At 47.5% G+C, this 13362-nt stretch carries 7 protein-coding genes and 1 pseudogene; 4 read left to right on the forward strand and 4 right to left on the reverse strand.

All coding sequences use genetic code 11. The annotated features are described in order from the left end of the window. Positions 1 to 81: 81 nt before the first annotated feature. Both HFV01_RS04815 and HFV01_RS04820 read right to left on the reverse strand, forming a co-directional pair. On the reverse strand, positions 82 to 2775 hold the full coding sequence (locus tag HFV01_RS04815) for a DUF4912 domain-containing protein (protein WP_108614739.1): 2694 nt from the start codon (positions 2773 to 2775) through the stop codon (positions 82 to 84). 302 nt (positions 2776 to 3077) lie between these two features. Next, positions 3078 to 5433, reverse strand: a pseudogene (locus tag HFV01_RS04820) (IMS domain-containing protein). Positions 5434 to 6399: 966 nt separating this feature from the next. On the opposite strand from HFV01_RS04820, the gene pdhA reads away from it, so the two are divergent. Then, positions 6400 to 7431, forward strand: a complete 1032-nt coding sequence (gene pdhA, locus HFV01_RS04825) for a pyruvate dehydrogenase (acetyl-transferring) E1 component subunit alpha (protein ID WP_006623993.1) — start codon at positions 6400 to 6402, stop codon at positions 7429 to 7431. 276 nt (positions 7432 to 7707) lie between these two features. On the opposite strand, the gene HFV01_RS04830 is transcribed toward pdhA, so the two are convergent. Further along, on the reverse strand, positions 7708 to 8919 hold the full coding sequence (locus HFV01_RS04830; RefSeq protein WP_006623994.1) for an acetate kinase: 1212 nt from the start codon (positions 8917 to 8919) through the stop codon (positions 7708 to 7710). A 503-nt stretch (positions 8920 to 9422) separates the two neighbouring features. On the opposite strand from HFV01_RS04830, the gene HFV01_RS04835 reads away from it, so the two are divergent. Then, positions 9423 to 11840 carry a phosphoketolase family protein gene (locus tag HFV01_RS04835; RefSeq protein ID WP_006623996.1) on the forward strand — a complete coding sequence of 806 codons (2418 nt, stop codon included), beginning with the start codon at positions 9423 to 9425 and terminating at the stop codon, positions 11838 to 11840. Here HFV01_RS04835 and HFV01_RS04840 read toward each other — a convergent pair. Next, complete coding sequence (locus HFV01_RS04840) at positions 11815 to 11976, reverse strand: hypothetical protein (protein WP_155839134.1); 162 nt, start codon at positions 11974 to 11976, stop codon at positions 11815 to 11817. The genes HFV01_RS04835 and HFV01_RS04840 overlap by 26 nt on opposite strands. Positions 11977 to 11999: 23 nt before the next feature. Between HFV01_RS04840 and HFV01_RS04845 the strand changes: the two genes are divergently transcribed. Both HFV01_RS04845 and HFV01_RS04850 read left to right on the forward strand, forming a co-directional pair. Next, positions 12000 to 13064, forward strand: a complete 1065-nt coding sequence (locus HFV01_RS04845) for a glucokinase (protein WP_046320751.1) — start codon at positions 12000 to 12002, stop codon at positions 13062 to 13064. Next, positions 13048 to 13197, forward strand: coding sequence for a hypothetical protein (locus tag HFV01_RS04850; protein ID WP_162198545.1), 150 nt, complete (start codon positions 13048 to 13050; stop codon positions 13195 to 13197). The genes HFV01_RS04845 and HFV01_RS04850 overlap by 17 nt, the downstream gene beginning before the upstream one ends. Positions 13198 to 13362 lie beyond the last annotated feature (165 nt).

Genomic DNA, 13362 nt, shown 5'->3' on the forward strand with positions numbered 1-13362 from the left:
CATCAGGAAAACTCCGGCTCATGTTCTTAATTCGCAATTGCTAAGATCAGACTTTCATCATCGGTTATATCGCTTAATATCCTAACCCACCCACTCTAAAACGGCTTCCTCGCGGGTATTAGTGTGACGTTCGGGAGTTTCACGATTAAACTTCATGTGAATCGAACGGGTTTGCTCACCATCAGCAGCAACAGCCATAATTGGATAGTCAAATTGACCATCAGGGAAATACATTTGGAATCGGAACGTACCATCAGGATTGAGTTGAATCGGTCGTCCGCCAATACTAACCTTAGCATCAGGCTCAGTTGCACCATAAATGATTAACTCAGCATCAGCCACCAACCAGAATTTACGGGGACGAATGGGAGGCATTGATGCAGCCATCCCAATACCAGACATCCCGATACCGGACATAGAGTAGCCTAGGGCGGAACCGGACATAGTGAAACCGATACCAGACATCCTTTCCGCCATTCCGACACCGGACATTCCCACGCCGGACATGGAGTAGCTTAGGGCGGAACCGGATTCGGTCATTCCCACGCCGGACATGGAGTAACCCATACCGACACCGGACATTCCGACACCGGACATAGAGTAGCCTAGGGCGGAACCGGATTCGGTCATTCCCACGCCGGACATGGAGTAACCCATACCGACACCGGACATTCCCACACCGGACATAGAGTAGCCTAGGGCGGAACCGGATTCGGTCATTCCCACGCCGGACATGGAGTAACCCATACCGACACCGGACATTCCCACGCCGGACATAGAATAGCCTAGGGCGGAACCGGATTCTGTTACGCCTAATCCGACACCGGACATTCCGACACCGGACATGGAGTAACCTAAACCGACACCGGATTCTGTTACGCCTAATCCGACACCGGACATTCCGACACCGGACATGGAGTAACCTAAACCGACACCGGACATTCCGACACCGGACATGGAGTAACCTAAACCGACACCGGATTCTGTTACGCCTAATCCGACACCGGACATTCCGACACCGGACATGGAGTAACCTAAACCGACACCGGATTCTGTTACGCCTAAGCCGACACCGGACATTCCGACACCGGACATGGAGTAACCTAAACCGACACCGGATTCTGTCACGCCTAAGCCGACACCGGACATTCCGACACCGGACATGGAGTAACCTAAGCCGACACCGGACATTCCGACACCGGATATGGAGTAACCTAAACCGACACCGGATTCTGTTACGCCTAATCCGACACCGGACATTCCGACACCGGACATGGAGTAACCTAAACCGACACCGGACATTCCCACACCGGACATGGAGTAACCTAAACCGACACCGGATTCTGTTACGCCTAAGCCGACACCGGACATTCCGACACCGGACATGGAGTAGCCCAAGCCGACACCGGACCCGACACCGGACATGGAGTAACCTAAACCGACACCGGATTCTGTTACGCCTAAGCCGACACCGGACATTCCGACACCGGACATGGAGTAGCCCAAGCCGACACCGGACCCGACACCGGACATGGAGTAACCTAAACCGACACCGGATTCTGTTATCCCTAAGCCGACACCAGACATTCCGACACCGGACATGGAGTAACCTAAACCGACACCGGATTCTGTTATCCCTAAGCCGACACCAGACATTCCGACACCGGACATGGAGTAACCTAAGCCGACACCGGACATACCGACACCGGACATAGAATAGCCTAGGGCGGAACCGGATTCAGTCATTCCCACACCGGACATGGAGTAACCTAGGGCGGAACCGGATTGAGTTACGCCTAAGCCGACACCGGACATTCCGACACCGGACATGGAGTAACCTAGGGCGGAACCGGATTGAGTTACGCCTAAGCCGACACCGGACATTCCGACACCGGACATAGTTTCACCGACACCTGATGCCCACTTACCGACACCAGAGGGGAAAATATAGGAACTGATGCCATGTTGGAAACTGGAAACATGGTGCATGGAACCAAATAGGGAACCAGCGATGCGTTGAGCTTCTGCTTCTTTGGCTAGATTGAAGAGGTCGTCGTAAATGCGATCGCCATAAGATAAGCCAGGGGGTGATAGTTGGGCAAAAGTTTGACCTTTGAGTTCATCACCCCAAGATACTGTAATGAATTGGTCATCAATCCACTCAGAGGGATAAATGGGGGGAATCCGAACCGCCTGGGAACGGGCCATAGCTAACCAGCGACCATCAGCGCAACGGTAGCCAATTTCGATCACATAATCGCGATCGCTTACAGGAATTGGTAAATACCATTCCCGCGCCATTTCATCGCAAGGGTATTCCTGAACGCTGTGGGGACTCTGATTGCTGAGATTTATACCTGTTACGTCATAAATCCGTAAAGCCAGTTGTTGCCCACCTAATCGCCGGAATTGTTCTTTTTGTTGACTGGAGATATCCCAGTAAGCATAAGCCCATTCCGGGTCTCTTGCCATCAGAACTACGCGACTTTCACTATATCCGCTGCCAAGTTCCACTAGATTTTCATCAACTGAGGACAGGAAATCATCTGTTTGTTCTTCCTGGCCTAATGTAAACTTTGCTACTTCCACTTCTGCTTTTGCCTCCAAAGTACGGGATTGACTAGGGGATGAAAATCTTTGACGTTCAATATCTTGAATGGCAGCTAAAAGCTGGGCTTTACGCATTCGGCTATAGCGAGAAATACTGTACTCGCTGGCGACTTTGCGTAATTGTCGCAATGTCATTTCTTCCAAGGGGGGTCTTTCTTTTGCCATAGGTTGGTGATCTCCATGTGTTCAGACAGCAGGCTGTTGGCTCTGTAGATTTTCTTTGGGATCGTGGGGATCGCTCTCGTTAATCAACATATTGCAGAAAATATCCAGAGGGGTCAAGGGGTAATCCCAAAAATTATAAGTAAATATACTGTTTTATAAGGTTTTTGGGATCATTGTGTCATAGTTTCATGATATATCATGGCATTGGGGATCGTCTGCATCCAAAAAAAAATCCCCGGCGTGGGCCTGGGGTTGTAGGTAGATTCTTAAAAAGTGGAGTGGGGGGTTGGGCGTGGCCAAAGCTAACGAATTATCTCCCAATCCCGTATCCGCCAAGGACCCTGATCTCGGACGAGTTGATATCGAACCTGTAGGGTGCTATCCTCAGACCTCTCCATTTGATTACCTTGATAGAATTGGGTAACTTCCCGCACCTGAGCATCAACAGTACCTTGATTGGGATTATTCTCATTGACATCAACACTCTGGACCCTAACTTCATGCTGAAAACGCCTGTGGGAATTTTCCTGCCTTAATGACTCGGAAAGCCCCATCCACCGAGCCAGGGAAGGCTCAACCAAAATTTCCCTTAATCCTTCAGTTTGATGTTCAGGACCTAGAGCGGCAGATTTAGCAGTCAACCACTGATTAACTACCTGTTGGGCTACAGTGGGGTCCAGGTCAGCCGCTAGGGGGTTCTCTGGTTCGGGTTCAGGAATAGCGATCGGAGAATTATCAAGGCGGATTTCGGGTCCATCGACTGTCAATCTCGGCCCACCCATTCCCTCTAGGGCATTACCAATCCAACCCCAAATGGCACTCAAAATCATCCATAATAACCAAATCCCAAACAATCCCACCAAACCTACCAAGATTAATCTTTTAACCTTGTAGTTGGATTCATGAGTTGACTTACCCCTACTTCGTCTAGGAGAGTGAGACTGAGGGCTACCCTGACCCAGTGGTGGCAGATTAGCCGTAGGAGTACCGTTTAATCGGGCGCTAGAAGATGCCACCGGAGAGGGTTGATGAGATGTAGATGAACTCCCTCTGGCTGGTTTTTGTAGGTAGGTCGATTCATTAGTAGATTGATTGAATCTACCTGGCGGGGTGGTTTTGGGAACCTGTGCGGAGGGAGAATTAGCACCACTATGGGATGACTGAGAGCCTGTAGGCATTCCCACAGAACCGGTAGGCGAATGCCCATTGCTTAGACCATCAGGACTAGAGGAGTAAGGTGCTGATTGAGCGGGATTTGCAGATGTTGAAACTGCGGGGGTCGATCCCGATTGCGCGTAAGTCAATTCATTATCTGACCTACTGCTGCGGCGAGGTTGTACTACTACCCACTCATTTGATGTGGCACGCGCCTCGGCGGGAAGTGCCTCTAAATAGGATTGAACCTGCTTATTAGCAAAATATTCTTTCAGAGAAACTGACTGATTTTGCAAATCCCGGAAATGGGGGAAAACTTCTTCGGCTAACCAGTGTTCTGCATACAGACATAACCCGGGTAACAGGTCTGGCGAATCTACAGAATTTTCCCGAATAAAGGCGATCGCTTCCTGTTCCTGGCTCAAATCTAAGGCTCGACTAGCTTCTTCAGTTTGTCCTAGTAACAGACAACAAACTGCTTTTTCTAAATGCACGTCCTGGCGGCGACCTAACTGCATTAACATTAACTTAGCTTTGCGAATCAAAGCAGGTTGGGCGCGTGCAAATCCCTGAGCCAATAAAGCATAAACAGCCAGGTATGTGCTAACGGCGGAGGGACGATGAGCCTCCATCTCAAATAGGGTCTGTTGTTCGGTGGTGGTTAAAGAACTACGCAATTGCTGGATAAAGCGTAGAAAATCTTCGACATTCAGACCAGAGCGATCGTCACCGTGACCATCAATACCCCCCCTTTCGTGGAGCATTTCCCGCAACAATTGCAATCCCCGCCGACGTTCATCAGCTTTTTGTTCTGGTAGTTGCAGCAGTTCGATGATACGGTAGGGGCGCAGTTTATAAAGGTCTGCCTGCATTTCTCCCCGTAGACTCGCAAACAGGCTTTCTCGTAACAGTAAATCTTGACCCGATTCTAGGGAAATAGCAGCGTTTTCATATTGCCGAGACTGCCACTGTTCCCGACCTAGTTCTAAATATGCTAGGGCTACGGTGAGAATTATATCCGGCAAAACTAGATCAGGATCTCCAAACCGACCATCTTTCAGACCAATACTGCTGGTTCCTATCAAGGGACGAGTCAGGGCGACAACTTGTTCATATTCCCCTAATTCTTGCAAGATCAGCAATGCGCCGACAAACTGGCGATCGTCTATCTCTATACTGGCTCGGTGAGAATCTGCGTCCTTTCCACCCCCGGCCCCCGACAGGCTCATGACATTCGGGCCTCCGAGGGTTCTCACGGTACGCGAGCCAGGATCGTAGGTCTTGGCTAGAAAACCCATGTCATAGGCCCCGCGTTGGTCTGGGTCTGACAGGACTGCGTAGGCTTCATCAATTAACTGCTTTCGAGCATCGATCGCTAGATCAGAATACTCCCGCCTGGGAAGCTGCTGTTGGCGATCGCCTCGAATTAGCCTGCTTTAACTGGTCCGCAGTCGCTTGGATTGGTAAGCCTAAAATTCGGTAGTAATCTAGTGGAATACGCATTCTGGTTCATCCCCAAGGGCGAGCGACTGATTTAGGGCGGGTTGGGCATCTTCCCGGACCATGCCATCTCACTGTCCGGGATATAGGGCAGGGGTCAGGAGGAGTGGCGGAAGACGGAGTAGGGAAAAAAATTGTCGGTTTACTATTCCTATTCATCGGGTCTTTCCGAAAAACCAGTTTAACCGACCCCTACCAGGCGAGTTCGTGTGGCTTATCTGTCACGTAAAACTCCTGGGAGGGTTGGAAGCTCCGTGATTGATCACGGAGAGGAAAACCGACTCAAGCGGCTGACCGCCGCCAGCACCCCCTTGCGGGGTGGAGGGGTATGGTTGCCCCTCCATGGAGCTATGGTTGGCTCCGACTCCCTTGCGGGGTAATGTTTGCTTCGCCAATGTTCAGAGTCGGTACTATCCAAATCGCACGTCCTTAACCCCTTAGAGATGTTTAACGATTCGGTTCTAGAGCCTGGAACTAGCACGCATTCCAGGGTAGGAACTTTAACTCTTGCTCTGAACGGAGCCAGTTAAGGCTTAAGCTGGTCAGCTACCTGAAAGGGGGGCACGAAGCCCCCGTGCTTCAGCCGGGGGTGCTGACTACGATCTACCGGGCGTGAACCCGTCCCCACTGTCCCCGCGAATAAACCAACGGGGATTTTTAATTATATCCTACACAATGTGGTGCATTCTACCCCAAATATTAGGTTAATTATAGGTTAGTCCTTGCTATTTATCCCATCCTCGATCGCCTACCCTGAAAAAACTTCGTTTTGCCCCTATTCCTATAGAATAGTCTCTAGCAGCGGCGGGTTTATGTGGCGGGGAGGCAGCGGGTCTATGTAGTTCATCTGTTACTGGGATCTACCGGGCGTGAACCCGCCCCTACAAATTACCATATACCCCGTGAACCCGCACCTACTTATAATTAATTGGCAGCACGCAGCAGTAAACAGTTTCACAAGGTAACGCAATGGTTAAGGAACGCACAGTACCTAGTTTTCAAGTCGATTCTGTAGTCATCACCCGAGAGGAAGGGTTGATGCTTTATGAGGATATGGTGCTAGGGCGCTTATTTGAGGACAAGTGCGCTGAAATGTACTACCGGGGTAAAATGTTCGGGTTTGTTCATCTTTACAATGGACAGGAAGCCGTCTCTACCGGGGTAATTCGCTCTATGCGCCGCGACCAGGATTTTGTCTGTAGTACCTATCGCGACCATGTACACGCCCTCAGTGCTGGAGTTACCGCACGAGAGGTTATGGCTGAATTGTTTGGTAAAGCCACTGGTTGCTCTAAGGGTCGTGGCGGTTCGATGCATATGTTCTCGTCTCAACATAATTTGCTCGGCGGCTTTGCTTTTGTGGCGGAAGGTATTCCTGTGGCTACGGGGGCGGCTTTTCAGAGTAAGTATCGCCGGGAAGTAATGGGAGATGAAAGTTCTGATACGGTCACGGCTTGCTTTTTTGGGGATGGAGCCTGCAACAATGGACAGTTCTATGAGTGCTTGAATATGGCAACTCTCTGGAAGTTACCTATTTTGTTTGTGGTGGAAAATAATAAGTGGGCTATTGGTATGGCTCATGAACGGGCGACTTCTGACCCGGAAATTTATAAGAAAGGCCCCGCTTTTGGAATGCCTGGTTATGAAGTTGATGGTATGGATGTTTTGGCGGTTCGAGAGGTGGCTCAAAAGGCGATCGCTAGAGCCCGTGCTGGTGAAGGTCCAACCCTGATTGAAGCGTTGACTTATCGTTTCCGAGGTCACTCTTTGGCTGACCCTGATGAATTGCGCGATCGCGATGAAAAAGAGTTTTGGTTTGCTCGTGACCCTATTAATAAGTTTTTCGCCTATTTGACTGAACATAATCTCGCTGATAGTGACGAGTTGAAGGCGATCGACAAAAAGGTTCAGGATCTCATTAATGACGCGGTTGAGTTTGCTCAGACTAGCCCTGAACCTGACCCTAGCGAGTTATATCGCTATATTTATGCTGACGACTAAGGGATGGGTTGATACGCCACCCAATAGGGCGGGTTGATACGCCACCCAATAGGCGGGTTGATACGCCACCCAATAGGCGGGTTGATACGCCACCCAATAGGGCGGGGGCGGGGGCGGGGGCGGGTTTATGTGACTGATCTGTTACTACCATATAGCCTGGTGAACCCGCCCCTACAGAAGACCCTGGTGAACCCGCCCCTACAGAAGACCCCGGTGAAACCGCCCCGACAGAAGACCCCGGTGAAACCGCCCCTAAAAGGCGAGTCGGTTGCTAACCTAGGATTTTAGTAAATGCCAGCATTCAGTGGCGATCGCCCAATCTTCCTCGGTGTGGATCACAAATATCGGCACTTGGGAATCACTGGCGGCGATGTTACCATCTCCTTTAATGTTGCGGTTTTTATCGGGGTCTAATTTGAGTCCGATAAATTCAAAATCTTTGCAGGTTTCTTGACGCACTAAACCTGCGTGTTCTCCAATACCTGCCGTAAACACTAAACCATCTAGTCCCCCTAAACTGGCTAACATTGAACCTATCCCAGTTCGCAGGCGGTGAATAAACATCTCAAAGGCTAAGATCGCCCGTTCGTTGCCGCTATTCTGTTCCTCTTGAACATAGCGCATATCTCCAGATATTCCGGTAATTCCCTTTAACCCCGATTGTTGATTTAGCATTTGATTAAGGCGATCGCTATCCCAACCATATTCCCGCATCAAAAAAATCAAAATTGCTGGGTCAATCGAACCACTCCGAGTTCCCATCATCAAACCTTCTAAGGGGGTAAATCCCATAGTAGTATTCACACTAATTCCATCCCGAATAGCTGCCAAAGAACAACCATTCCCTAAATGGCAAGTAATTAACCGCAAAGACTCCAATGGTTTCCCAATTAATTGAGCTGCTCTCTGTCCGCAATATTTATGGCTTGTACCATGAAAACCATAGCGCCTAATCCCTTTAGTAAACCATTCATAAGGAATCGGATAAACCGCCGCATATAAGGGCATTTGACTATGAAAGGCTGTATCAAATACCGCCACCTGTGGCACATTTCCTAACACCTTTTCTATGGCTGAAATTCCCTGTAAATGAGAGGGGTTATGAGCCGGAGCTAGGGGGATTAATCGGGCGATCGCCTCTTTCACCTGCTCATCAATTATAGTCGCCCTAGAATAGTCAGTTCCTCCATGTACTACCCGATGACCAACTACATTAATTTCCCCCAGACTATTGAGGACTTTAGTCTCCCCTTCTATCAGGCTATTTAACATTTTGCCAATGGCTTCTGCCTTCTGTTCCGAATCAATTTTACTCTCCGATTTCACCCCATTGGCTTTCACTTTCATTTCCCCAAAAGGTGGCATTCCCCAATCAATAGCCGCCTCCCAAATAGGTTCTAGGGGAGATGATGGTAGGCTATCTCCGTTCAGATCATATAAGCAGCTTTTTTGGGAACTTGAACCAGCATTTAAAACAAGAATTTTCATAGTTTAAATTTATGATTTAATAATAGTTGATTGATGGCTTTTTGGGGTGTTTTAGTGATGACGGGCGAGTTGATGAGCCGGGAGAGGGCTGCGGGAGAGGGCGGGTTGATCTGGCTTATCTGTTACTACCATATATCGCCGTAAACCCGCCAGGAAAGGAACCCCGACCATATTGGTTTAACCGTTTGAGCAACATTTGGCTACTTCTATTAATGGAATTGACGATAATGGAGCCACCGAACTAATTAGTTAATGGAATGATGATCAGCAGCAAAATTTACCTTAAAATAGACTAAAGACCACTTAAAGTCAAGTTAAAATCAGGTTAAATCTTCATAAACATCACCCAATTAATCATGAAAACTTGCAATTTAGGGAATCTTAGGATATTAATAGAGAAACTCCGTCCTATCGGATCATCCAGAATGTTAGCATTAGCCTAACCTCCCTGGAAAGATCTATCTAAAGTAGGATGTCAATAAGGTAAATCAAGGTAAATATTTATGGTGGCAGCACCCTCTCAAACGTTAGAGACAACCTATCCTCTCAGTGACGAAGAGATCCGGAAAACTCATGCCTACTGGCGTGCCTGCAATTATCTTTGTGTAGGGATGATCTACCTGCGAGATAATCCGTTACTAAAAGAACCCTTAAAACCTGAACATATCAAATATCGCCTTCTGGGTCATTGGGGGTCTAGTCCCGGTTTAAGTTTTATCTACATTCACCTAAATCGGCTAATCAAAAAATATGACCTGAATATGATCTATATTGCGGGTCCAGGACACGGCGCACCGGGTGTTCTCGGTCCAGTATATTTAGAAGGAACTTACTCGGAGGTTTACCCGGATAAAAGTCAAGATGCTGAAGGGATGGGAAAATTTTTCAAACAGTTTTCATTCCCTGGCGGTATCGGTAGCCATTGCACCCCAGAAACCCCAGGTTCTATCCACGAAGGGGGGGAACTAGGTTATAGCCTCTCCCATGCTTATGGTACAGTATTTGACCATCCAGAACTGATTACCGCGGCTGTGGTGGGAGATGGAGAAGCGGAAACGGGACCCCTAGCAACGGCTTGGCATTCCAATAAATTTATCAATCCTATCCGTGATGGTGCGGTGTTGCCGATACTACACCTAAACGGCTATAAAATCGCTAACCCCACCATTCTCTCAAGAATTCCCAACGAGGAACTTAAAAACCTATTCCGAGGCTATGGTTATACTCCCTATTTGGTGGAATGTAGCCAAGATGAGGATTATGGGTCGGCTCATCGGAAAATGGCTGCGACCCTAGAACATTGTATCAACGAAATTCGCGATATTCAACAACAGGCTCGTAGCAGTGGAAAGGCTACCCGTCCCCAATGGCCGATGATTATTTTGCGATCGCCTAAAGGTTGGACAGGTCCGAAGGAAGTAGACGGTCGCAAAGTTGAAGGTTTCTGGCGCGCGCACCAAGTCCCCATGTCTAATGTCATTGGGAACCCCCATCAAATGAAAATCCTAGAAGACTGGATGCGAAGTTACCAGCCAGAAGAACTCTTTGATGAAAACGGAACTCTTATTCCTGAACTCAAGGAACTAGCGCCAACGGGTGTCCGTCGCATGAGTGCTAACCCCTTTGCTAACGGTGGTATTTGGCGGCGTGACTTAAATATGCCAGACTTCCGTAAGTATGCTGTAGAGGTTCCTAAACCAGGTCAAAGTGAGGCGGAAAACACTCGACCTCTCGGCAATTTCCTCCGGGATGTCATGGGTAAAAATATGACGAATTTTCGGATGTTTGGACCTGATGAAACTGCCTCTAATCGCCTTAATGCTGTCTATGAAGTCAGTAAAAAAACCTGGATGGGTGAGTTTTTAGAGGAAGACTTAGACGGTAGCGAATTAGCCGCTGATGGTCGGGTTATGGAAATGTTAAGTGAGCATACCCTCCAAGGCTGGTTAGAAGGCTATTTGCTGACTGGATGTCATGGTTTCTTCCATACCTATGAGGCTTTTGCTCATGTGGTCGATTCCATGTTTAACCAACACGCTAAATGGTTGGAAGTCTGTAAAAAAGAGGTGCCTTGGCGTTCTCCGATCGCCTCTCTGAATATCCTACTCTCTTCTACGGTTTGGCGACAAGACCACAATGGTTTTAGTCACCAAGATCCCGGTTATGTGGATTTGGTTACTAATAAGAGTCCTGATGTGGTTCGGGTTTATTTTCCCCCTGATGCTAATTGTTTACTGTCCTGTGCTAATCATTGTCTCCAAAGCAAAGATTATGTCAATGTCATTGTGGCAGATAAACAAAAACATCTACAATTCCTGAATATGGATGATGCTATTAAGCATTGTACTAAAGGAATTGGGATTTGGGAATGGGCTAGTAATGATGATTGTGGTAAAGACCCCGATATTCCTGATGTGGTGATGGCTGGTTGTGGTGATGTCGCCACTAAGGAGTCTTTGGCTGCGACCGCCATTCTCCGGTCAGAATTTCCGGAGTTGAAAATTCGCTTTATTAATGTGGTCGATCTGTTTAAGTTACAACCGGATACTGAACATCCACACGGTTTGTCTGATTGGGATTTTGATAGTTTGTTCACTACTGACAAACCTATTATCTTTAATTTCCATGGCTATCCTTGGTTGATTCATAAGTTGGCTTATCGTCGCACTAATCACCCCAATTTGCACGTGCGCGGCTATAAGGAAAAGGGTAATATTAATACACCCTTGGAATTGGCGATCGAAAATCAGGTCGATCGCTTTAATTTGGTGATTGATGTCATTGACAGAGTTCCCAAATTGCGATCGGCGGCGGCTTATGTTCGGGAACGCATGAGAAATGCTATCATCGAAAATGTCGCCTATGCCTACGAACATGGTCAGGATCAGGAGGAAATTAGTAATTGGAAGTGGCCTTTTTAGCTGATACCATCTCCGGGTTAACTGCTGACCCATTAGTAGGATAACTTAACTTGATTAGGCGATTCGCTGACAGTTGGTCTAACATATACTCATGCGATCGCCTTTTTTTATCCTCAGCATAGACGGGTGATCTCATCACTATTTCAGGAAACTAAAAACATGACCATTATTCTCGCCGGAGACATAGGAGGAACCAAAACTATTTTATCCTTATTTGACGCAAATTATCTCGATACCACCGCCGCCGTCCCCCAAGTTAAATCATTATTTGAGCAAATATATCCTAGTCAGAATTATATTGATTTAGTCCCCATAGTTAAAAAATTTTTACAAGCAGCCTCTCAGCAAGTTACTGAATACGCAAAACCGGAAAAAGCGGCTTTTGGGATTGCGGGTCCGGTGGTCAATAATAGCTGCGAACTCACTAACTTGAGTTGGTCTTTAGATAGCGATCGCCTTCAGCGAGAACTAGATATTTCCCCAATTAAACTAATTAATGATTTTGCTGCTATTGGTTATGGCGTAGTCAGTTTATCACCATCAGATTTACACATTCTCCAACCCGGAAAACCCGATGTTTCTGCGCCTAGGGCTGTTATAGGTGCGGGAACAGGTTTAGGAGAAGGTTTTGTGATTCCCCTTTCCCAAGGCGGCGGTTATCAAGTCTTTTTCAGCGAAGGCGGTCATACTGATTTCGCACCCAGATCCGAGTTGGAATTTCATCTCCTAGGCTATTTACGAGAACTCTATAATATCACCAGAGTATCCGTAGAAAGAGTAGTATCGGGGATGGGAATTACCGCGATTTATCAATTTTTGCGTGACCATGATATTTCTCAAGAATCTCCCGAAATTGCCCAAATTTATCATACCTGGAAACAGGAAATCGGACAAGAACACAAAACCGTAGACCTCGCCGCCGAAGTCTCTAAAGCCGCCTTGGCTAAAAGTGATTATCTCTCGGTTCAGACTATGAAAATTTTTGTGGAAGCCTATGGCGCAGAAGCCGGAAATCTCGCCCTCAAATTACTACCATACGGCGGGTTATATGTGGCGGGGGGAATTGCTGCTAAAATTCTCCCCTTAATACAGGAAGGAAACTTTATCAAAGCCTTGAAAGATAAGGGTCGCGTTAGTCCTTTATTAGAACAAGTACCTGTCTATATTGTTCTTAATCCTAAAGTCGGTTTAATCGGTGCCGCATTATGTGCAGCACAAATCTAAACAAAAAACTATTTCGGTTTGGGGGTTGACTTGCGGTGATGTTTATGCCATAATTATTACCATGGAAAAAGGTGGCGGCATATATAAGCTAAAATCTATGGTTAAGCTCATCGATAGTGCAGCTAATCAATAGTTAAACGGTCAACCCTTGAACCGATAGCTGGAAACGATAGCGGGAGTTGAGAGAGGAAAGAGAGATAATTCTACTCAGATAGAAACAATTAAGAATTGTGGAAGTTTCCGGGGTTGAGCAACTATGATGTGTTATGAAGGGAATACGAAATGCGATCGCATAATC

The sequence above is a fragment of the Limnospira fusiformis SAG 85.79 genome (genome assembly GCF_012516315.1).
GTDB lineage: Bacteria > Cyanobacteriota > Cyanobacteriia > Cyanobacteriales > Microcoleaceae > Limnospira > Limnospira fusiformis.

What these genes read in the sequence shown, in the direction of transcription:
- pdhA (WP_006623993.1), top strand. Translation starts at nt 6,400, where the DNA reads ATGGTTAAGGAACGCACAGTACCTAGTTTTCAAGTCGATTCTGTAGTC.
- HFV01_RS04845 (WP_046320751.1), top strand. Translation starts at nt 12,000, where the DNA reads ATGACCATTATTCTCGCCGGAGACATAGGAGGAACCAAAACTATTTTA.
- HFV01_RS04840 (WP_155839134.1), bottom strand. Translation starts at nt 11,976, where the DNA reads ATGAGATCACCCGTCTATGCTGAGGATAAAAAAAGGCGATCGCATGAG.
- HFV01_RS04830 (WP_006623994.1), bottom strand. Translation starts at nt 8,919, where the DNA reads ATGAAAATTCTTGTTTTAAATGCTGGTTCAAGTTCCCAAAAAAGCTGC.
- HFV01_RS04835 (WP_006623996.1), top strand. Translation starts at nt 9,423, where the DNA reads ATGGTGGCAGCACCCTCTCAAACGTTAGAGACAACCTATCCTCTCAGT.
- HFV01_RS04815 (WP_108614739.1), bottom strand. Translation starts at nt 2,775, where the DNA reads ATGGCAAAAGAAAGACCCCCCTTGGAAGAAATGACATTGCGACAATTA.